Raw genomic sequence first — 19,419 nt, 5'->3', positions numbered from 1 at the left:
TTAACCCATATCAACGGGCAAGCGTTCCTTCGGCGGTTCAGCTCTTGCGGCCTGCCTCGAACAGGAACCAGGCGCGTTCCTCGGCCTGGTCGGTCCAGTCGTCGAGGATTCCGCTCGTCGCATTGTCCTTGGCTTCATCGACGATATCCTTTGCCTCGCGCAGCGCGGCGACGAGCTTCAGATTGTCCTCGCGCAGTTCCGAAAGCATGTCCTCGGGCTTCACGAAATCCTTGTCGTTGTCGGAAATCGTCTGGCGCCGTGCGATGTCGCCGATCGAGCGCAGCGTGGTATTGCCGGTCTTGCGCACGCGTTCGGCGATCGCATCGGTCGTGCCGAGGATCTGCGCCGCCTGATCGTCGAGCATCAGGTGATAATCCCGAAAGTGCGGGCCGGACACGTGCCAGTGGAAATTCTTGGTCTTGATGTAGAGCGCATAGGAATCGGCGAGAATGCCGTTCAGCGCCTGCGCAACGGTCTTCGCCGCATTGTCCTTCAGGTCGGTGGGCGTATCGAGCGCGGTCGTGGTCATGTGCGTTTCCCTTTCGATTTTCGGTTCGTTTCAACAACGAGGCCGTAATCGAAAGGCTCCGCGACGCCATTGGGAATGTCCCGATGACAGCAATCGAACGCCTAGATAAGGCGCAGCGCACCCAGCGCCATGATACATCCGATGAGCAGGAACGCGCCCCCCGACGCGATGCGCAGCCATTTTAGCGGAAGCGCGCACCATGCCCGCTCGCCCAGATAGATCGCCGGCAGGTTCGCCGCACTGGCGCCAGTCGCGGCACCGATCCCCGCAAGCACCGGATGCGCCGAATCGAGCGCGATACCCGCGGTCAGAAACTGTGTCCGGTCGCCCAGTGCAAGGATGAGGAGGCCGAGAAAGGCGGTTGCGAACGCACCGATTCGCCAGCCGTCCAGCCGGTCGGATATCCGCACCGGCCACAACGCGCCTGCGCCCGCGAACAGCAGTGCCAGCGCGAGCATCAGCGACCGGGCATCGGGGTTGAGGACCGGACGGACGATTTCCGACCCGACCACGGCGATGGCCGCACTCGCGGCCTGGACGAGCGCCACGGCCACGAAAATCGTCAGCGGTGTACGGTATCTGCTCGACAGAATCGCGGCGAGCCAGGGCGGCCGGTCGCCCGCCTGCGCCAGCAGCGCGGCTATGAAGGCCGGGACGAGAGCGTCCACCGGCCCGGGATCAGCCGTTCAGACGAACGGAACAGGCAGCGGCGAACAGCGTGTCCGCACTGGCTTCGGCAAAGTCGCAATCGACCGCGTCGCGTAGAATCGCGAGCCAGCCCTGGACGAGCGCGCCGCACTCGCCGCGTGCCAGCGCCGAATCGAGCGCATGGATTACCGTTACCGCCGGGCGGATGCCGTTCTGGTGCGCGATGCGGCGGATGGTTTCGAGTTCGAGCGCGATCTCGCCCGGGTGGGTGGCAGGCGCGCGAGCGGTGATCGAATCGACGCGGGCGGCAAGTTCGGCGCGAATTTCGGGGGTCGGCAATGCGGTCTGGGCCATGCGGAAATTTCCCTTCCCTGATATGGAAAGGGTATAACGCGGCCTTGGTTAATGGCCGGTAAAACCGCCGCGCGGCTTGACAATCATGCGCCATTGCCGCATGCGCCCGCGTCTGGACAGCGGCCGCCCCGGCACCTGCATTGGGCGCGCGCCGCTTTTTCGTATTTATTCGAACCGTAAGGACATGGGTCATGGCCAAGCCGACCACCGTCAAGATCAAGCTCGTCAGCTCGGCTGATACCGGATTCTTCTACGTCACGAAGAAGAACCCGCGCACCCAGACCGAGAAGCTGTCGTTCCGCAAATACGATCCCGTCGTGCGCAAGCATGTCGAGTTCAAGGAAGCGAAGATCAAGTAAGCCGCGGGCGGCCGACGGCCGCTCCGCCGAGCTTTGTCGATTGGATAGCCGCGTTTGCGCGCAGCCCCTGGCTGTCGTGCTTGCGCGGTGTTTTCGTGCGCGTCAGATTAGCGCGCGGACCTCTTCCATGAAACGCGTCACCGCGATCGGTTTCGATACATAGGCGTTGGCGCCTGCCGCGCGGATGCGGTCCTCGTCCTCACGCCCGACATAGGCGGTCACCGCCATGATCGGAATTTTCTGCAGGCTCGGGTCGGCCTTCATCTGACCGATCAGCTCGGTGCCCGTCACATGCGGAAGCTGGATGTCCATGATGACCAGATCGGGTTCGAAATCGCGTGCTCGCTGCACGGCGTCGCGGCCGTCGCGCACGGGTTCGGTGGCGAAGCTGTGCGCACGCAGCAGATCGCAGAACAGTTTGAGATTTAGTTCGTTGTCCTCGACAACGAGAACCTTCTTCGACACCCTGTTCATCTCTCCGAAATGTTGAGACCTTTCTAGGCGATGCCCGAGCGCGATACAAACAAGGACGACGCTATTGTCATAGGGTTGGGTGCGCTCGGCTGGATCGTCAGCGCCGACGATCGCGCACGGCGCTTTCTCGACCTGACGGGGATCGACCTGCCCACGCTGCGCGACCGCGCCGGCGATCCCGTATTCCTCGCCGCGGCGATCCTGTTCCTCGAGGCCTATGAGCCCGACCTGCTCGCCTGCGCCGATGCGCTTGCGATGACGCCCGAGGCGCTGGTATCCGCGCGGCGCGAACTGGAGGAATGATGCGACCGCTGCTGATCTGCGACTGCGACGAGGTACTGCTGCACATGGTCCGCCACTTCGGCGCCTGGCTGGACGAGGAGCATGACATCGACTTCAGCCCCGATGGCGGCGATTTCAGCAACGCGCTCAAACGCCGACCCTGCGGCACGCCGCTGGCGCGCGAGGAGCTGTGGCCGCTGCTCGAAGGCTTCTTTCCCGACGAGATGAAGCGGCAGACGCTCGTCCCGCACGCGCGCGAAGCGCTCGGCGAACTGGCCGGGCACTGCGACGTCGTGATCCTCACCAACCTGCAGGACCATTGCCGCGAGCACCGCATCGCGCAGCTCGCAGCACACGGCATCCGCCACCGCGTCGAGTGCAACCAGGGCGGCAAGGGCGATCCCGTTTCGCGACTGGTCGCCGAACATGGCCACCCGGTGACCGTCTTTGTCGACGATCTTTCCGTGCACCACGATTCGGTCGCGCGGCACGCGCCGCAGGTACACCGCCTGCACATGGTGTCGGAGCCGTCGCTGGCGCCGCATGTCGCGCCCGCCCCTGCCGCACATGCGCGGATCGACGACTGGCGCGCTGCATCGGCGTGGATCGCACAGCGTTTCGCGGCGGGTCCTGCACCTCTTGACCAGCAGGCAGCAGCGGTAGAGGAGCAAGCATCATGAGCGAACAGATCGAAGCGAAGCTGGCCGAACTCGGCCTTTCCCTCCCCGAAGCGGCGGCCCCCGTCGCATCCTATGTTCCCGCGGTCGAGGCCGGCGGGCTGCTCCACATCTCCGGGCAGTTGCCGTTCGACAAGGGCGAACTGATGACCGGGCGGCTCGGCGAGGACCGCGAACTCGCCTTCGGCCAGCACGCGGCACAACGCTGCGCGCTGATGCTGGTGGCGCAGATGAAGAAGGCGCTGGGCGACCTCGACCGCGTCGAGCGCGTCGTGAAGCTGGGCGTTTTCGTCAACAGCGCGGGCAGCTTCACCGATCAGCCCAAGGTCGCAAACGGCGCGTCCGAACTGATGGCGGAGCTGTTCGGCGAAGCCGGTCGCCACGCCCGCAGCGCGGTCGGCGTCCCGACGCTGCCGCTGGGCGCAGCGGTCGAAATCGACGCGATCGTCGCGGTCCGCTGATACCGTTTCGCAGGCGGCACTTGTTGCTGCACTGCAACACCATGTCATCAATCGGTCATCTGCCGGGCAATTTGCATTGCGTCCGGCAGGCGATTTCGGCAATCTTGTTATGTCGCACCCGATAGTCACGCACATTTGACGACGTGACAGGGGCGCGGCCGCAGGAGCGAATCGACCGTTCGATAAATGAAAGGGATATGATGCGCTTCTCAACACTCAGCGTCGGCGCGCTTTTGCTCGCCTCGACCGTACCGGCCATGGCGCAGGACACCGCGCCGCCGCCGCCCGTAACCGTCTCCGGCGGCGTGACCGTGACCAGCGACTATCGCTTTCGCGGCCTGACGCAGAGCGACGAAGGCCCCGCGTTTCAGGGCACCGTCAACATCAACAGCGATACCGGTTTCTATATCGGCACCTGGTATTCGACGATCGACGGAAAGACGTCGCTTCCCGGCTACGGCAACGAGGAAGTCGATTTTTACGGCGGCTATACGAAGTCGCTCGATAATGGCGTCGGTTTCGATGTCGGCCTGCTCTATTACTATTATCCCAATGGCGCGAGCGGCCTGAACACCGACTTTTTCGAACCCTATGCCTCGGTCAGCTATTCGATCGGGCCGGTCGATACCAAGCTGGGTGCGGCCTATGCCTGGGGCGGCCAGAGCGGCCTCGACTTCACCAGCGGCAATGACGACAATCTGTACGTCTATGGCGAGGCGTCGACCGCGATCCCCGGCACGCCGCTGTCGGTAAACGCGCATCTCGGCCATACGAGCGGCTCGCTGGGCCTCGTCAATCCGGGCGCGAGCGACAAATATTGGGACTGGTCGACCGGCGTCGAATGGTCGGGCGGCCCGATCACCGGCGGCGTCAAATATGTCGATACCGACATCTCCAATGTCGGCAATTTCGCGCAGAACAACGGCCGCGGCTCGACCGTGCTCGGCTATGTCGGGCTAAGCTTCTGACACCATCTTCGCGGGCGCGCTCGCCGTGCCCGCCACATGGGAAAAGCGCCGGGGCAGCCCATGCCGCCCCGGCGCTTTTTCGTACTTCGACAGACGCCCGGCCGTTACGGCGTGGTGACGCGCGCGACCTGTCCGTCACCCGCGGGCGCCGCGACGATGTCGCGCGTGGTCGACCCCTTGTCGACGACCTTGGTGTCGGCATCGCCGACTTCCGACCGGACGCCGGGATCGACCGAGTTCTGGCCGGCGGCGTCGAGTGTATCCTTTTCGACCGCGCTGCGCGGGGCAGCACCGCCGAACATCGCCTGCAACGCCTGTTCGGCAGGACCGGTATCCTGCGGACGCGGCGCGCCGGGCTGCGGCGGCGTCAGCGAGAAATCGGGCGGAATGACGAGCGGCGCCTGACGCGCGACCGCGAATTCGTTGGGTCGCGTGCGGTCGAGCCCGCTTTTCGCGCAACCGGTGACAAGGACGGCGGCAGCGAGCCCCGCGGCGATGGGTAGAGCCTTACGCATTCACATTCTCCACAGTGGCGCGTGCATCCCTGGGCTTTTCGCGCACGAACAGGGCACGGATCAAGAGCAGTAATACACCGATGGTAATCGCCGCATCGGCGACATTGAAGACCAGAAAGGGTCGCCAGGCGCCGAAATGCAGATCGGCGTAATCGACCACGAAGCCAAGGCGCACGCGATCGACGATATTGCCGAGCGCACCGCCGAGCACCAGGCCCAGCGCGAACAGGTCGGACCGGTTCTTCTCGCGCGCCATCCAATAGCCCACGCCTGCCGCGATCGCGACGGTCAGCGCGACGAGCGCCCAGCGCATCATATTGGTGTCGGCGCGCAGAAAGCCGAGCGAAACGCCGTAATTCTCGACATAGGCGAGGTTGAAGATCGGCAGCACATGCAGCACCGCGTCGCGATGGTCGATGCCCAGCGGGCCGGTGACGACATATTTCATCACCTGGTCGGCAACAAAGATCAGCAGCGCGACGATGGGACCCAGATAGCGGGGACGCTTCATCGGTTCAGAACCTTTTCGCAACGGCCGCACAATGCGCCGTCTTCGGGAACGTCGGGCAGGCAACGCCAGCAACGCCCGCATTTGTGATTGTCGGTGCGCGTTACCGCAACCTCCCCTTCGCCGTGATGAACGGTCGACGAGATGAAGATCTCCTGCAGATCATCGGCGGGCAGCGGCAGCTCGGGCACGGTGACCTCCGCCTCGTTGCTCGACCGGATGATCTTTTCGCGGCGCAGCGGCTCGATCGCCTCGGTCACGCGCTCGCGAAGCGCCCGGACATCGGACCAGTTGGTCGAGATCGCATCGTCGCCGGGCAGCGGCGGCAATTCGGGCCAGGTCAGGAAATGGACCGAATCGTCCTCGCTCGGGAAGCGCGCCTGCCACACTTCCTCGGCGGTGAAGCAGAGGATCGGGGCAGCGTACCGCACCAGCGCGTGGAACAGCGTGTCGAGCACCGTCCGGTACGCGCGCCGCTTGGGATCGTCGGCGGCGTCGCAATAGAGGCAGTCCTTGCGGATATCGAAGAAAAAGGCCGACAGGTCCTCGTTCATGAACTCGATCAGCGCGCGCGAATAGCGGTGGAACTGATAATTCTCGACCGCGGTACGCAGTTCGACATCGAGCGCGCCGAGCTTGTGGAGGATATAGAGCTCCAGCTCGGGCATATCGTCGACGGCGATCCGCTCTTCATCGCCAAAGCCCTCGAGCGCGCCGAGCATGTAGCGGAAGGTGTTGCGGAGCTTGCGATACGCGTCGCTCGTCCCCTTCAGCACCTCGTCGCCAATGCGGACGTCTTCGAAATAATCGGTGCTGGCGACCCATAGCCGCAGGATATCGGCGCCCGACTGGTCGATGATCTTCAGCGGATCGACGACATTGCCCAGGCTCTTCGACATCTTGCGCCCGTTCCTGTCGAGCGCGAAGCCGTGCGTCAGCACCGCGTCATAGGGCGCGCGCCCGCGCGTGCCCGCCGATTCGAGCAGCGACGACTGGAACCAGCCGCGATGCTGGTCCGACCCTTCGAGATAGAGGTCGGCGCGGACGCCCTCGCCGTAACGCTGTTCGATCACGAAGGCATGCGTGCTGCCCGAATCGAACCACACGTCGAGAATGTCGTTCACCGGCTCATAGTCGGCGAGATCGTACCGATCGCCGAGCAATGCCTGATGGTCGGCGGCAAACCACGCATCGGCGCCGCCCTCGCGGAACGCCTCGAGGATGCGGCCATTCACGCCCTCGTCGCGCAGATAATCGCCCGACTGGCGGTGGACGTAGAGCGGGATCGGCACGCCCCAGGCGCGCTGCCGGCTGATCACCCAGTCGGGGCGGCCCTCGACCATCGAACGGATGCGGTTCTTCGAGCGTTCGGGCACCCAGCGCGTCCGCTCGATCGAATCGAGCGCGGTGTCGCGCAGCGTCGCACCATTATGATTGACGGTGGCGCTCTTCGGCGTGGGGGCGTCCTCGTTGACATGCATGCCGGTCGCTTCGGCAATGTCCTCGCCCACCGCATGGCCTTCGCGCACGCGCTCGGGCAGCGGCTGGTCGAGCGGCGCGTCCATCGGGATGAACCATTGCGGCGTGCAGCGGAAAATGATCTTCGCCTTCGACCGCCAGCTATGCGGATAGCTGTGCAGGAAGTCGTCCGACCCCGATAGTAGCGCCCCCGCCTCGCGCAGGTCGCGGCAGATCGGCCCTTGCTCGAACTTGGCGCCGTTGCCGGACGCGTTGAACTTCGGATTGATGACCGAGCCGTCGCCGCCCAGCCACGCCCAGTCCTCGCGATAGCGCCCGTCGTCGGTGACCGCGAAAACCGGATCGATCCCGTTCGCCTTGCACAGCAGGAAGTCGTCCTCGCCATGGTCGGGCGCCATATGGACAAGCCCCGTACCCGCATCGGTCGTGACGAAATGCGACCCGTCGAGGAACGGCCGCGGCTTGGCGTAAAACTCGCCGCGTGCGTGCATCGGATGGCGAGCTTTCGCCCCGGCGAGGTCGGAGCCTTTAATACCACCAGTTCGCACGAGGTGAAGACCGGTGCGCTTCTCAAACGGCCCAACTAGAGCATCGGCAATGACCATTCGCTGATCTACGCGACCCTCAGGGATCGACATCGATGGTACAATGTCTTCAGCAGCACCGACACCGACCCGATAAATGCCGTAATCAATCTCCGCCCCATACGCCAAAGCCTGGTTGACCGGAATCGTCCACGGCGTCGTCGTCCAGATCACCGCATGGGCGCCGACCAGTTCCGGCGCGTTCGGCGCTTCCACAATCTCGAACGCCACGTCGATCTGGGTCGAGGTGATGTCCTCATATTCGACCTCGGCCTCGGCGAGCGCGGTCTTTTCGACCGGCGACCACATCACCGGCTTCGCGCCGCGATAGAGCTGGCCCCGCTCGGCGAATTTCAGCAGCTCGCCGGCGATGATCGCCTCGCTGTCGAACTTCATCGTAAGGTACGGATCGTCCCAGTCGCCCATGACGCCGAGCCGCTTGAACTGCTCGCGCTGCACATCGACCCACTTGGTCGCATAGGCACGGCATTCGCCGCGGAACTGAACGGGATCGACCTCATCCTTGTTCAGCTTCTTCTTGCGATACTGCTCCTCGACCTTCCATTCGATCGGCAGGCCGTGACAGTCCCAGCCGGGCACATAGGGCGTGTTCTTGCCGAGGAGCGACTGGCTGCGCGTCACAAGATCCTTCAGGATCTTGTTGAGCGCATGGCCCATGTGCAGGTCGCCATTGGCATAGGGCGGGCCGTCGTGGAGGATGAAGCGCTCCGCCTCCGCGCGCTGCTCGCGCAGCTTCTCGTACACGCCGATCCGCGCCCAGCGCTCGAGAATCGCCGGTTCCTTGGCGGCAAGCCCCGCCTTCATCGGAAAATCGGTCTTCGGCAGGAAGACGGTGTCGCGATAATCGCGCTTGGGTGAAGATGCGTCGTTCATGGAATTTGGGCGTTTAGCCGAGGTTGCGCGCCAGGGAAACAGGTGTGTGCGGGCGCGGCGCCTGCGCAAGGGAAAAAGATCAGATTGGTCCGCGCCGAGGCGCTGAGGCGCGGAGATACCGGCCGCGGCTTCGCATCCGGCACCGGCTCTGCGCTTCCGCGCCCCGGCGCGACCCGCCCTATGCCGACCGCAAGATTTCCCGCGCGCGCTGGCAATCCTCGGCCATCTGGCGCTTGAGCGCATCGAGATCGTCGAACTTCGCTTCCTCGCGCAGATATTCGATCAGCTCGACCTCGATTCGCTGGCCATAGAGATCGCCCGAAAAATCGAAGAAATAGGGCTCGAGCAGCTCGACCGGCGGCTCGAAACTGGGACGGATGCCGAGATTGGCCGCGCCGTCCAGCATGCTCCCGTCGGGCAGATGCCCCCGCACGGCATAGATGCCGAATTTCGGGCGCAAATAGGTGCCGAGGCGGATATTGGCGGTCGGATAGCCAAGCTCGCGACCCAGCTTCGCGCCCGGCTCGACCTCACCCTCGATCGCGAACGGCCGGGTGAGCAGTTCCGCCGCATCGCGCGGACGCCCCGCCTTCAGCAGGTCGCGAATGCGGCTCGACGATACGGTGTCGGCACTGTCGGCAACGGGCGAAACGGTCGCCACGCCGAAGCCCATTTCCTCGCCCAGCGCGCGCAATATCTCGACATTGCCGTCGCGCCCCTTGCCGAAGGTGAAATCTTCCCCCGTCACGACGCCCGCCGCGCCGATCAGCTCGGCCAGCCGCTGCCGCGCGAATTCGCGCGCGGGCAGCCCGGCAAGCGCGGCATCGAAATGGAAGACGAGCATCGCATCCGCCCCCGCCGCTCCGAACAGCCGCTGGCGCTGGTCGAGCGTGGTCAGGCGGAACGGCGGCGTATCGGGCCTGAAATACCGCACCGGATGCGGATCGAAGGTCGCGACGATCGCCGGCCGCCCCTCGTCCTTCGCCCAGCGAATCGCACGGCCGACCACCGCCTGGTGGCCGACATGGAATCCATCGAAATTGCCGAGCGCGACGACACCGCCGCGAAGTTCGGGCGGAACCGCCGAGCCGCCATCAAGCCGCTTCATGGATGGGGCCTATAGAGGCCGCGCGCCGCTCTGCCAAACCGGAACCTTTCGGGCATGCTTGCGCGTTTGGGCGCGATGACGATTCCGCTGACCGAACGCCACGATCTGCGCACCGGCAGCCCGGTATGGGGCGGTCATGCCCAGCCGCCGCCATCGGACCCGCTGCCGGACGACATCGTCGATATCGCCATCGTCGGCGCAGGGGTGATGGGCGCGATGCTGGCGGAACGGCTTTCCGAACGCGGGCGGTCGGTTGCGCTGGTCGACCGACGCCCGCCCGCCGCCGGCAGCACCGCCGCTTCGACCGCACTGATACTCTGGGCGATGGATGTCCCGCTGACGCACCTCGCGGCCGAAATCGGTGAACGCGAAGCCGCGCGACGATGGCGCCGGGTGTTCGCCGCGGTCGAACGCCTGCGCGAGAAACTGGCGGCGCTTCCGATCGGCGATACCGGCGAACGGCCCGCGGTCTATCTCGCCGGATCGCTGCTCGACGCCGACCAGTTGCGCGGCGAGGCCGAGCTGCGTCAGAAGCACGGCCTGCCCAGCGCGTGGCTCGCCGCCGAAGCGGTGGGCGAACGGTTCGGCATCGCACCGCGCGCCGCGCTCGTGTCGCGCGGATGCTGCCGCGTCGATCCGGTAAGGTTGACGCTCGCGCTGCTCGACCGCGCGCGGCGGTCTGGCGCCACGGTGACCTGGCCATGCGAGGCGACGGCGATCGATCAGCGGGACGACCATCTCGCCCTTTCCTGCGCAGGCGGTTCCCTGCGCGCGCGGCAGGTGATCCTTGCCAGCGGTTATGAGCGCGCGACCTGGTTCCTGCCGCCCGCTTTCTCGCTGCTGTCGAGCTATGCCGTCGCCACCGCGCCCGGCACCGCCCCGCTATGGCGCGAGGACGCGATGCTGTGGGAGGCAGCCGACCCCTATCTCTATGCGCGCACCGACGACGAAGGCCGCGTCATCGCCGGCGGCTGCGACGAGGATTTTGCTGCCGAAGGGCCGCGCGATGCCGCAATCGGGGCGAAGGGCGGGCAATTGTCCGAAATGCTGGGCGCAGTGCTCGGGCGCGATCCGGTGCCGGTGGAGCACCGCTGGGCGGCGATGTTCGGCAGTTCGCCCGACGGGCTTCCCGCCATCGGCCGCGCGCGCAACCATGACCGGCTGTGGCTGGCGAGCGGCTTTGGCGGGAACGGGGTCAGCTTCGCCGCGCTCGCCGCCGAACTGATCGCGGCGGAGATGGACGGAACGCCCGATCCCGATGCGGCGTGCTTCGATCCCTATCGTTTCGAATGAACTAAGCTGCCCGCCCTCAGCGCCGCTCAAGCGTCACGAAGCTGAACGCCGGGCGGTCGCCCTCGGCCACATGGTCCTCGCGCGCGGTCTCGCGCCAGTCGTCGCGGTGGAAGCCCGGTACCACCGCGTCGCCCGCCGGCTGCGCATGCACCTCGGTCAGCTCGATGCGGTCGGCGCGGTCGCGGTAGAGGGCGAAGATTTCCGCGCCGCCGATGACCGCGATCTCTCCCGCGCCCGCCACGGCAAGCGCCTCGTCCGGGGTATGCGCGACCTCGGCGCCCTCGGCCTGCCAGTCGCGGTCGCGCGTCAGGACGATGTGCCGCCGCCCTTTCAACAGGCGCGGAAAGCTCTCGAACGTCTTGCGCCCCATCACGAGCGGCTTGCCCATCGTCATCGCCTTGAACCGCTTCAGGTCGGCAGGAATGTGCCAGGGCAGGTTGCCATCGCTGCCGATCACGCCGTTATCGGCGCGCGCGAGGAAGAAGATAATCATGCGCCGCGCCTATACCGCGACCGGCGCGGCGATATGCGGGTGCGGGTCGTAATCATGGACCGCGAAATCCTCGATCGTGTAGTCGAAGATGGAGGGCGGGCGGCGCAGCAGTTCGAGCCTCGGCACGCTGCGAGGTTCGCGCCGCAACAGCTCGGTCACGAGATGTTCGTGGTTCAGATAGACATGCGCATCGCCCCCGCTCCACACCAGCTCGCCGGGTTCGAGGTCGCTCTGCTGCGCGAGCATCGCGGTCAGCAGCGCGGCGGAAAAGGCGTTGAACGGAAAGCCCAGGCCAAGGTCGCACGAGCGCTGCCACAACATGCACGACAGCCGCTTGCCCGCGACGTGGAACTGATAGGTCATGTGACAGGGCGGCAGCGCCATGCCGTCGAGCTGCGCCACGTTCCAGCCGGTGAACAGCAGCCGGCGAGAGGTCGGATTGTTGCGCAGTCCGTCGACCAGCGCCGCGATCTGGTTGATGCCGGGGCCGCGCCGGAACAGGCCGTCGCCGACGGGTTCATAGGTGTCCCAGTCGACCCATTGCTTGCCGTAGACGGGGCCGAGATCGCCCCACGCCGCGGCGAAATCGTCATCGTCCAGAATGCGCGACTCGAACGCGTCGCGGTCGACATCCTCGCCGGTTTCGCGGCGATACCGGTCAAGCGGCCAGTCGGTCCAGATATGTACCTTCTGCGCCACCAGCGCGCGAATATTGGTGTCGCCGGTCAGGAACCACAGCATCTCGCGCGCCGCCGTCTTCCACGCCACGCGCTTGGTCGTGAACAGCGGCACCGCGCCGTCCTTAAGCGGAAAGCGCATCGTCGGCCCGAACAGCGAGCGCGTGCCGACACCGGTGCGATCGCGGCGTTCGTCGCCCTGTTCCCAGACCCGGCGCAGCAGATCGAGATATTGATGTTCGAAATGACGCGCGTCGGCCATGCGGTTCCCCTTCGCCGATCGTCTTAACCGCGCTGCGCCCGCGCGAACAGATGCAGCACCAATCGAATCCGAATCGGATGAAACATTGTCCGAAGCGAACACGGTTCTTCGCGGCGGCCGCCCGGGGCAGTGGCATGATGGCGTCATGATGGCGAATGCCGACATAGCCCTGATTCCGCTGGGGAAAGCGGTGGGACCGATGTTCGGGAACCTCGCCGGGGAACGCAGCGAGGTGGCGGCCTTCGCCTATTTCGCGGACGGGCTTCGGCTGGTCGGTGCGCGCTATATCCGCGGCGGACTGGTCGACCGGGCGGAGGTGCCGCTGCGAACGGTCGCAAGCGATGCGCTGGCATTCGGCGCGAACGCGGTCGCCGTCGCGCACAACCATCCCAGCGGCAACGCGCAGCCGAGCCGCGGCGACATCGCCGCGACCCGAATGCTGGCGCGCGTCCTCCACCCGCTCGGGGTACGCGTCGTCGATCACTGGATCGTGACACGGGCGGAGATACGAAGCTTTTCCGCGCTGGGGCTGCTCTAGGACGACCCACGCCGTGCGTCGTCAGGTCGTCGAATGCCCCGTGGCGCCAGCACCCGCTTCCTCGTGCGCAGCAAGCCGGCAAGGGCGGATATCAGCCGGTTTCGGTCGCGGTCCCTTCGCCGTGAACACCGCCATATAGCCGCCCGCCGAAGGCATGTTCTCCATCCGCACGAGCGAATAGCCGACCGCATTGAATTCGCACTTCAGCAGCGCGGGCGGCGTGCCATGATCCTGTGTCGGGCGGTCGGCATCGACCACGATCACCTGCCCATCGGGGCGCAGCGACGGCCGGACGTGCCACAGAAATTCATAGGGCGATTTGATCTCGTGATACATGTGGACCATGAACACGCGGTCGAAACTGTTGTCGGGCAGTTTCGGGTCGGCCGGTTCGCCCAGCCGCACGCTGACATTGTCGAGCCGTTCGCGCGCGACGCGCTGCGCCAGTGCATCGCGCACGGCGGGAACGATATCTTCGGCCAGCACACGGCCTTTCGGCCCGACGCGCTTCGACAGGCGGATCGTGTAATAGCCTTCGCCCGCGCCGATATCGGCGACGGTCATGCCGGGTTTGATGCCCGACTTGTCCATCACGTCGCCGGCCTCGTTCAGCCGGTCGCGCGCCTCTTCGTTCGACCAGCGGCTCGACACGATATTGGCGACGGGACGGTCGGCCTTGGGAAAGGGGCCGGCGCTGTCATGCTGTTCGGGGACGTGCGGTGGGCCGCCATCGCATGCCGCAAGCGCAAGCAGCATCCCGGCGGGGATCAGCAATGCGCCACGGGCAAGTCTCAATCGACGTCCTCCACCTCGACCGTTTCGCCGGTCACCCGCTGCGATAGCGCAGCCGCCATGAACGGGTCCAGATCGCCGTCGAGCACGTCCGAGGGCGATGTCGATGTCATGCCGGTGCGAAGATCTTTCACCAGCTGATAGGGCTGGAGGACATAGGACCGGATCTGGTGGCCCCAGCCGATATCGGTCTTCGTCGCATTCTGCGCGTTCGCCGCGGCCTCGCGCTCGGCGAGTTCGCGTTCGTAAAGACGCGCGCGGAGCTGGTTATAGGCCTCGGCGCGGTTCTTGTGCTGCGAACGCTGGTTCTGGCACTGCACGACGATGCCGGTGGGCAGGTGGGTGATGCGCACCGCCGAATCGGTCGTGTTGATGTGCTGTCCGCCCGCACCCGATGCGCGATAGGTATCGATGCGCAGATCGGCGTCGTTGATCTCGACATCGATATTGTCGTCGATCACCGGATAGACCCAGACGCTCGAAAAGCTCGTATGGCGCCGCGCCGAGCTGTCATAGGGCGAAATACGCACCAGCCGGTGCACGCCGCTTTCGGTCTTGGCATAGCCATAGGCGTTCTCGCCCTTGAGGAGCAGCGTGGCCGACTTGATGCCCGCCTGTTCGCCGGCATGATAGTCGATCAGTTCGACCTTGTAGCCGCGCCGCTCCGCCCAGCGCGTGTACATGCGCTGGAGCATTTCGGCCCAGTCCTGGCTCTCGGTGCCGCCCGCGCCGGCATTGATCTCCATATAGGTATCGTTGCTGTCGGCCTCCCCGGCGAGCAGTGCCTGAATCTTGTCCTTTTCGGCCCGCCTGGCGAGCGCCTCCAGCGCGGCGGTGCCTTCGGCCGCCATCTCGTCATCGCCCTCCGCCTCGGCCATCTCGATCAGCTCGGCGGTGTCCTTCAGCTCGCTTTCGATATCGCGCGTCGCGGTGATCGCGGCATCGAGCCGCTGGCGCTCGCGCATCACCTCCTGCGCCTGTTTCGGGTCATCCCACAGCGACTGGTCCTCGACGCGCGCGTTGAGCTCGTCGAGGCGGCGGAGCGCCTTGTCCCAGTCGAGGAAGCGCCGCAACAGTGCCAGCGCCTCGTTGATCGTATCCGCATGAGCCTGCGCTTCGGCGCGCATGTCGCTTTCTCCAAATCACATTTTCGCGAGCAGGGTCCCCCGCCCGCACAATCGCGCCCGATATGGGGGCGGACGGCTGCTGCTAGTAGATGCCGCCCTCGCGCTGCAAGAAATCGCTGTCACCAGGCGTCTCCGCCTTTGGTTGCGCGGTGCGTTTCACCGGCTGCTTGTTCTGGTCGGTCTGTTCGTCGCTATGCGCGGTGCGGCGCCCCTCGGTCTCGGGCTTGAACGCTTCCCAGATCACCGGCGCCAGCGGATCGCCCGACGGCCAGGTTCCGAACACCGGCTTGCCCGTCCGCCGGTCGATGCGGACCATGCGGATGCCGGCGGGGGCGCGGAACTGCACCTTGGGCAATCCGTCGAGCGCCTTTTCGAGGAACTGCTTCATGATCGGCGCGGCGACGGTGGCGCCTTGCGCGTAATGTCCCATCGGCCGCGGTGTGTCGTAACCGACATAGACGCCGCCGATCATCTGCGGGCTGCCGCCCACGAACCAGGTGTCGGTCGGGCCGGAGGTCGTACCGGTCTTGCCCATGAGCGGCCGGTCGAGGCTGCGCAGCCGCACGCCGGTACCGCGCTTGATGACGCCTTCGGTAATATGGACCATCTGATAGGCGCTCATCGCATCGACGACCTGTTTCGACCGCACCACCGGGCGCGGCATCGCCTTGCCGTCCCAGTCGGGCGCGTTGCAACGATCGCAGGCGCGCCAATGCTCGGGCCAGATCACCTTGCCGTGCCGGTCCTGCACATAGTCGATCAGCGTCGGCTTCAGCTCGCGACCATGGTTCACGAGCATCGAATAGGCGTTGACCATCCGCTCGACCGTCGTCGTGCCGGCACCAAGCGAGTAGGAAAGATAGGGCGGCAGCTTCTTCGAACTCACTCCTAGCCGTTGGATCATGTCGACGACATGATCCATGCCGGTCTGCGCGGCGGCGCGCACCGTCATCAGGTTGCGCGACTGCTCGATGCCCCAGCGCATCGTCCGCGCGCCGCCGGCACGCTCGTTGGCGAAGTTGCGGAAGCATTTGCGGCCCAGCTTCGCGCCCTGTTCGACGCAAAAGGGTGCATCCATGATGATCGTCGCGGGCGTCATGCCCTGTTCCAGCGCGGCGGTATAGACGATCGGCTTGATCGTCGAACCCGGCTGGCGCTCGGCCTGCAAGGCGCGGTTGAACGCCTGGATGCGCGAATCGAACCCGCCCTGCATCGCCATGATCCTGCCCGAACTCGGGTCCTCGACGATCATGCCGCCCGAAATCTTGGGAATGCTTTCCAGCGCCCAGTCGCCGCCATCGGGCGAAACCGCGATCACGTCGCCGGGCTTCAGCGCGTCGAACGCCGCACCGCCCTTGCCGCGCACGGGCATCGTCGCATTGCCGCGCGGCAGATCGCCGGTCTTGCCATTGGCGAAGCCGATATTTGCGGTGCCGTCGGACTTGGAAATGACGATCGCCGCCTGCCAGTCGTCATAGTCGATGCCGATATTGGTGCCGAGCAACGCGCCGCGCCAGTCGCCATCGTCGCCGATATCGGCTTCGCGGATCGGGCCGGTCCAGCCGCGACCGCGCTCGAACCGGACCAGCTCGTCGCGCAGCGCCTGCTGTGCATAGCCCTGCAGCTTCGGGTCGAGCGAGGTACGCACCCACAGCCCGCCGGCATAGACGCTGTGCGGTCCGTCCTTGGCGGTTTCGCCGAATTTGTCGATCAGCTGGCGGCGCACCGCCTCGATGAAATATCCGCCGACGCGGTCGTAGCGCGAAATCCGCCGCCGGATCGTGCCGAGCGGCTGCGCCACCGCCTCGTCATGCTGCGCCTGGGTGATGAAGCCGTTTTTCAGCATCTCGCCCAGCACCCAATTACGCCGCGCCAGCGCACGGTCGGGGCTGCGGTCGGGGTCGTAATTGGCCGGCCCCTTGGGAAGGATCGCCAGATACGCCATCTGCGCGAGCGAAAGCTGTTTCAGGTCCTTGCCGAAATAGGCGCGGCTCGCCGCGGCGACGCCGTAAGCATTGCGACCGAGGAATATCTGGTTGAGGTACAGCTCCATGATCTGCTGCTTGGTCAGCGCATCCTCGATACGCCAGGCGAGGATCGCCTCCTTCGCCTTGCGGACATAGCTGACCTCGTTCGTCAGCAGCAGGTTCTTCGCCACCTGCTGGGTGATCGTCGACGCGCCGACCGGTCGTCCGTGATGCGTCAGGTTGGTCCACATCGCCGATGCGATACCGGGAAGGTCGACACCGTGATGCGAAAAGAAGGTGCGGTCTTCCGCCGCCATATAGGCGCGCACGAGCAGCGGCGGATATTCGTCATAGCTGAGCACGATGCGACGCTCGCGGGCATAGGAATGCACCGGCTCGCCATTGATCGCGCGGACCTGCGTCGGCAGCGGCGGTTCGTACCGCTTGAGCTGATCGACCGAGGGGAGGTCGCGCGCGAGGAAGAACCACAGCGCAAAGGCGCCGATCCCAGCAAGCAGCGCCAGCCAGGCAAGGATACGGAACCACCAGCGGTGGCGAATCTGCTGGAAACCGCCCCGCAATCCACCAATCTCGCGACGCAACCGGAAACTGACGGTCGAGGATTCACTTTCGGACATATCGAGCGGGGTCTACGGCCTGCGCGCGCAAACGGCAATGCCCGGCACAGTGCGAATTTTGGCCTGTGGCGAGAAGCAAGCAGGATGCGATGCCAAGGCACCGGAGCCGACGCGCGACGCGGCCATCGGCCAAAAGGCGCACCGCCCCGGCAGGGGTCACAAGCCGCAACAGGATTTCCCGCGCTTGCCGGTCCGTCTGTCGCTCAAGCGCCGAAACTGTCAGCGAGAGGCGTATTGCTTGGCGAAATGGATCTCGACCGCGTGGCGCACGCTCTCGGCGATCTTTTCGCGGCCGGCGGTCGAATTGAGGAACGCGGCGTCGTGCGGGTTCGAGATATAGCCGGTTTCGAACAGGATCGAGGGCATGTCGGGCGCCTTGAGCACCATCAGCGACGCCATGCGGTGGAAATTGTCCTTCGTCGCGATCAGCGGCTTCGCCTCGCGCCCCAGCAGCCGGGCGAATCCCGATGAGGCGTTCATCGTCTGGCGCTGCGTCAGGTCGATCAGGATCGAGGAAATATCGGCGGGTTCGTCGTCGAGATCGACCCCGGCGATAATGTCGGCCTTGTTCTCGCGCGCGGCGAGCCGGGCGGCTTCCTTGTCCGACGCCACTTCGGACAGCGTATAGGCGGTCGCCCCGGTCGCGTCGGGATTGGCCGCACTGTCGCAGTGAATCGAGATGAACAGATCGGCGCCCAGCTTGCGCGCGATCGCAAAGCGCTGACGCAGGACGAGGAAGCGGTCGTCCTCGCGCGTCAGCGCGACGCGGACGCGGTGCGATTTGAGCAGCTCGTCCTTGATCGCGAGCGCGGTCTTGAGCGTGATATCCTTCTCGCGCAGGCCATCGACGCCGATCGCGCCGGGATCGTGCCCGCCATGCCCCGCATCGATCACGACCAGCGGCCGGCTGGGATCGTCGCCATAGACATGCGGCAATGCCGCCGAACGGTGCACGGCGGGAACGGGCACCGAAACGCTGTATCCGCGGTCGCGACTGGAATGCCCGAAACTGAACGGCGGCAGGAAGCGCAACCTGCCTTGCGCCGCAGCACTCGCGAACCGGGCATCGTCGACGGTGCGCAGCGCCAGGGTGAGCGTATGGCCGTCGCTGCCGAAATCGCCTCGCGTGACGATCGCGGGGCGCGACAGGTCGAACACGACGCGCGCCGAATCCCCGCCATGCGACGCCTGGCGGACATCGGCCACCGGGCCGCCGACAACCGGCTTGCGCCCCGGGTCCGCGCCGCCGACATCGACCGCGATCCGGCGCGGGCTGTCGAGCATGAAGGCGCTGGCATCGCTGACCCGCCCGTCGAAGCGAATGACGATCCGGTCATTGTGCACGCGAATGTCCTGGATCGTCGACGCCCAGCCCGGCGTGCCGGTGAACCAGCCCGCGAGAATTGCCAGAAGAATGCCCACGCGTCCGATATGCCGCGTTGAAAGTGCGCCGGTCCAGCCAAAAAGCATGCTGAAGATTCCGCTTACCCAGTCCATGCACCATGTCTGGCAGCGGTCATTTCAAGGTGCGGTGAAGCGATGCGGTTAATGGCGCGTAAGCCATAATCGGCAAAGCGTTGCCGCCGGGCGGCAGGATGTTGCCGGTTTCGCGACAGTGTTGCCGCGCCGCGGCGCGGGTGCTAGGCAACGGGTACCGGCACCGCGAAATCGCGGAAGTCGCCGGCCAAATTTCCCCGCGCACCGCGAATTCCCGCGTGTGAGCGGTCATTCAGGTTGAAGCTGCATGTGGCAAGTTCCGTTCCGCCCGCACAATAGCGTTCCACAGTTCGGA

21 protein-coding genes are annotated in these 19,419 nt (G+C 65.6%); 7 read left to right on the top strand and 14 right to left on the bottom strand.

Features of this window, described 5'->3' with window-relative positions; translation table 11 throughout:
* Positions 1 to 37 precede the first annotated feature (37 nt).
* The 3 genes from J7S20_RS12300 to J7S20_RS12290 all read right to left on the bottom strand — a co-directional run bounded on the left by J7S20_RS12300 (position 38) and on the right by J7S20_RS12290 (position 1,531).
* Complete coding sequence (locus J7S20_RS12300; RefSeq protein ID WP_284054514.1) at positions 38 to 529, bottom strand: Dps family protein; 492 nt, start codon at positions 527 to 529, stop codon at positions 38 to 40.
* A 101-nt stretch (positions 530 to 630) separates the two neighbouring features.
* Positions 631 to 1,197, bottom strand: coding sequence for a TMEM165/GDT1 family protein (locus tag J7S20_RS12295; protein ID WP_284054513.1), 567 nt, complete (start codon positions 1,195 to 1,197; stop codon positions 631 to 633).
* Positions 1,198 to 1,207: 10 nt separating this feature from the next.
* The gene (locus J7S20_RS12290) at positions 1,208 to 1,531 is read right to left on the bottom strand and encodes a hypothetical protein (RefSeq protein WP_284054512.1); all 324 of its coding nucleotides are present in this window, start codon (positions 1,529 to 1,531) and stop codon (positions 1,208 to 1,210) included.
* 191 nt (positions 1,532 to 1,722) lie between these two features.
* Between J7S20_RS12290 and rpmG the strand changes: the two genes are divergently transcribed.
* Complete coding sequence (rpmG, locus tag J7S20_RS12285) at positions 1,723 to 1,890, top strand: 50S ribosomal protein L33 (RefSeq protein ID WP_066808222.1); 168 nt, start codon at positions 1,723 to 1,725, stop codon at positions 1,888 to 1,890.
* Between the two features lie 102 nt (positions 1,891 to 1,992).
* On the opposite strand, the gene J7S20_RS12280 is transcribed toward rpmG, so the two are convergent.
* Entirely contained in the window at positions 1,993 to 2,355 is a 363-nt protein-coding gene (locus tag J7S20_RS12280; protein ID WP_284054603.1) for a response regulator, read from the bottom strand.
* Positions 2,356 to 2,394: 39 nt separating this feature from the next.
* Here J7S20_RS12280 and J7S20_RS12275 point away from each other — a divergent pair, with 39 nt between their 5' ends.
* The 4 genes from J7S20_RS12275 to J7S20_RS12260 all read left to right on the top strand — a co-directional run bounded on the left by J7S20_RS12275 (position 2,395) and on the right by J7S20_RS12260 (position 4,752).
* A complete protein-coding gene (locus J7S20_RS12275; protein WP_284054511.1) occupies positions 2,395 to 2,667 on the top strand; it encodes a DUF3572 family protein in 273 nt (90 codons plus the stop codon).
* Positions 2,667 to 3,326, top strand: coding sequence for an HAD family hydrolase (locus J7S20_RS12270; RefSeq protein WP_284054602.1), 660 nt, complete (start codon positions 2,667 to 2,669; stop codon positions 3,324 to 3,326). The genes J7S20_RS12275 and J7S20_RS12270 overlap by 1 nt, the downstream gene beginning before the upstream one ends.
* Positions 3,323 to 3,784 carry a RidA family protein gene (locus tag J7S20_RS12265; protein ID WP_284054510.1) on the top strand — a complete coding sequence of 154 codons (462 nt, stop codon included), beginning with the start codon at positions 3,323 to 3,325 and terminating at the stop codon, positions 3,782 to 3,784. Before J7S20_RS12270 ends, J7S20_RS12265 begins: the two co-directional genes overlap by 4 nt.
* Positions 3,785 to 3,981: 197 nt before the next feature.
* Entirely contained in the window at positions 3,982 to 4,752 is a 771-nt protein-coding gene (locus tag J7S20_RS12260) for a TorF family putative porin (protein ID WP_284054509.1), read from the top strand.
* A 104-nt stretch (positions 4,753 to 4,856) separates the two neighbouring features.
* Here the strand turns inward: J7S20_RS12260 and J7S20_RS12255 are convergent, their stop codons facing one another.
* From J7S20_RS12255 to J7S20_RS12240, 4 genes are all read right to left on the bottom strand, one after another.
* Positions 4,857 to 5,267 carry a DUF3035 domain-containing protein gene (locus J7S20_RS12255; protein ID WP_284054508.1) on the bottom strand — a complete coding sequence of 137 codons (411 nt, stop codon included), beginning with the start codon at positions 5,265 to 5,267 and terminating at the stop codon, positions 4,857 to 4,859.
* Positions 5,260 to 5,778 (bottom strand): signal peptidase II, encoded by a 519-nt coding sequence (gene lspA / locus J7S20_RS12250; protein ID WP_284054507.1) that lies wholly within the window; start codon positions 5,776 to 5,778, stop codon positions 5,260 to 5,262. Before lspA ends, J7S20_RS12255 begins: the two co-directional genes overlap by 8 nt.
* Positions 5,775 to 8,732, bottom strand: a complete 2,958-nt coding sequence (gene ileS, locus J7S20_RS12245; RefSeq protein WP_284054506.1) for an isoleucine--tRNA ligase — start codon at positions 8,730 to 8,732, stop codon at positions 5,775 to 5,777. Before ileS ends, lspA begins: the two co-directional genes overlap by 4 nt.
* Before the next feature lie 178 nt (positions 8,733 to 8,910).
* Complete coding sequence (locus J7S20_RS12240; protein WP_284054505.1) at positions 8,911 to 9,840, bottom strand: bifunctional riboflavin kinase/FAD synthetase; 930 nt, start codon at positions 9,838 to 9,840, stop codon at positions 8,911 to 8,913.
* 75 nt (positions 9,841 to 9,915) lie between these two features.
* Between J7S20_RS12240 and J7S20_RS12235 the strand changes: the two genes are divergently transcribed.
* Complete coding sequence (locus J7S20_RS12235; RefSeq protein WP_284054504.1) at positions 9,916 to 11,133, top strand: NAD(P)/FAD-dependent oxidoreductase; 1,218 nt, start codon at positions 9,916 to 9,918, stop codon at positions 11,131 to 11,133.
* Positions 11,134 to 11,149: 16 nt separating this feature from the next.
* Here J7S20_RS12235 and J7S20_RS12230 read toward each other — a convergent pair whose 3' ends face one another.
* Entirely contained in the window at positions 11,150 to 11,626 is a 477-nt protein-coding gene (locus J7S20_RS12230) for a dihydrofolate reductase (protein ID WP_284054503.1), read from the bottom strand.
* 9 nt (positions 11,627 to 11,635) lie between these two features.
* Positions 11,636 to 12,565, bottom strand: coding sequence for a thymidylate synthase (thyA, locus tag J7S20_RS12225; protein ID WP_284054502.1), 930 nt, complete (start codon positions 12,563 to 12,565; stop codon positions 11,636 to 11,638).
* A gap of 85 nt (positions 12,566 to 12,650) precedes the next feature.
* Here thyA and J7S20_RS12220 point away from each other — a divergent pair, with 85 nt between their 5' ends.
* Entirely contained in the window at positions 12,651 to 13,103 is a 453-nt protein-coding gene (locus tag J7S20_RS12220) for a JAB domain-containing protein (RefSeq protein ID WP_284054501.1), read from the top strand.
* A 21-nt stretch (positions 13,104 to 13,124) separates the two neighbouring features.
* Here J7S20_RS12220 and J7S20_RS12215 read toward each other — a convergent pair whose 3' ends face one another.
* From J7S20_RS12215 to J7S20_RS12200, 4 genes are all read right to left on the bottom strand, one after another.
* Positions 13,125 to 13,859, bottom strand: coding sequence for a class I SAM-dependent methyltransferase (locus J7S20_RS12215; protein ID WP_284054601.1), 735 nt, complete (start codon positions 13,857 to 13,859; stop codon positions 13,125 to 13,127).
* Between the two features lie 35 nt (positions 13,860 to 13,894).
* The gene (gene prfB / locus J7S20_RS12210) at positions 13,895 to 15,022 is read right to left on the bottom strand and encodes a peptide chain release factor 2 (protein WP_284054500.1); all 1,128 of its coding nucleotides are present in this window, start codon (positions 15,020 to 15,022) and stop codon (positions 13,895 to 13,897) included.
* A gap of 82 nt (positions 15,023 to 15,104) precedes the next feature.
* Positions 15,105 to 17,627, bottom strand: a complete 2,523-nt coding sequence (locus J7S20_RS12205; RefSeq protein WP_284054499.1) for a penicillin-binding protein 1A — start codon at positions 17,625 to 17,627, stop codon at positions 15,105 to 15,107.
* Positions 17,628 to 17,846: 219 nt separating this feature from the next.
* A complete protein-coding gene (locus J7S20_RS12200) occupies positions 17,847 to 19,097 on the bottom strand; it encodes an N-acetylmuramoyl-L-alanine amidase (protein WP_284054498.1) in 1,251 nt (416 codons plus the stop codon).
* Positions 19,098 to 19,419: the final 322 nt, after the last annotated feature.

The sequence above is a fragment of the Stakelama marina genome, from assembly GCF_018122655.1.
In the GTDB taxonomy this organism is placed as follows: domain Bacteria; phylum Pseudomonadota; class Alphaproteobacteria; order Sphingomonadales; family Sphingomonadaceae; genus Sphingomonas; species Sphingomonas marina.
Note: the sequence above shows the minus strand (reverse complement) of the source record. Positions and strands in the feature narration are given on the sequence as shown.

Excerpts from the sequence above, each read along its gene's own strand:
- J7S20_RS12300 (WP_284054514.1), bottom strand. The coding sequence starts at position 529 with ATGACCACGACCGCGCTCGATACGCCCACCGACCTGAAGGACAATGCG.
- J7S20_RS12290 (WP_284054512.1), bottom strand. The coding sequence starts at position 1,531 with ATGGCCCAGACCGCATTGCCGACCCCCGAAATTCGCGCCGAACTTGCC.
- rpmG (WP_066808222.1), top strand. The coding sequence starts at position 1,723 with ATGGCCAAGCCGACCACCGTCAAGATCAAGCTCGTCAGCTCGGCTGAT.
- J7S20_RS12275 (WP_284054511.1), top strand. The coding sequence starts at position 2,395 with ATGCCCGAGCGCGATACAAACAAGGACGACGCTATTGTCATAGGGTTG.
- J7S20_RS12270 (WP_284054602.1), top strand. The coding sequence starts at position 2,667 with ATGCGACCGCTGCTGATCTGCGACTGCGACGAGGTACTGCTGCACATG.
- J7S20_RS12265 (WP_284054510.1), top strand. The coding sequence starts at position 3,323 with ATGAGCGAACAGATCGAAGCGAAGCTGGCCGAACTCGGCCTTTCCCTC.
- J7S20_RS12260 (WP_284054509.1), top strand. The coding sequence starts at position 3,982 with ATGATGCGCTTCTCAACACTCAGCGTCGGCGCGCTTTTGCTCGCCTCG.
- J7S20_RS12255 (WP_284054508.1), bottom strand. The coding sequence starts at position 5,267 with ATGCGTAAGGCTCTACCCATCGCCGCGGGGCTCGCTGCCGCCGTCCTT.
- lspA (WP_284054507.1), bottom strand. The coding sequence starts at position 5,778 with ATGAAGCGTCCCCGCTATCTGGGTCCCATCGTCGCGCTGCTGATCTTT.
- ileS (WP_284054506.1), bottom strand. The coding sequence starts at position 8,732 with ATGAACGACGCATCTTCACCCAAGCGCGATTATCGCGACACCGTCTTC.
- J7S20_RS12240 (WP_284054505.1), bottom strand. The coding sequence starts at position 9,840 with ATGAAGCGGCTTGATGGCGGCTCGGCGGTTCCGCCCGAACTTCGCGGC.
- J7S20_RS12235 (WP_284054504.1), top strand. The coding sequence starts at position 9,916 with ATGACGATTCCGCTGACCGAACGCCACGATCTGCGCACCGGCAGCCCG.
- J7S20_RS12230 (WP_284054503.1), bottom strand. The coding sequence starts at position 11,626 with ATGATTATCTTCTTCCTCGCGCGCGCCGATAACGGCGTGATCGGCAGC.
- thyA (WP_284054502.1), bottom strand. The coding sequence starts at position 12,565 with ATGGCCGACGCGCGTCATTTCGAACATCAATATCTCGATCTGCTGCGC.
- J7S20_RS12215 (WP_284054601.1), bottom strand. The coding sequence starts at position 13,859 with ATGCTGCTTGCGCTTGCGGCATGCGATGGCGGCCCACCGCACGTCCCC.
- prfB (WP_284054500.1), bottom strand. The coding sequence starts at position 15,022 with ATGCGCGCCGAAGCGCAGGCTCATGCGGATACGATCAACGAGGCGCTG.
- J7S20_RS12205 (WP_284054499.1), bottom strand. The coding sequence starts at position 17,627 with ATGTCCGAAAGTGAATCCTCGACCGTCAGTTTCCGGTTGCGTCGCGAG.
- J7S20_RS12200 (WP_284054498.1), bottom strand. The coding sequence starts at position 19,097 with ATGCTTTTTGGCTGGACCGGCGCACTTTCAACGCGGCATATCGGACGC.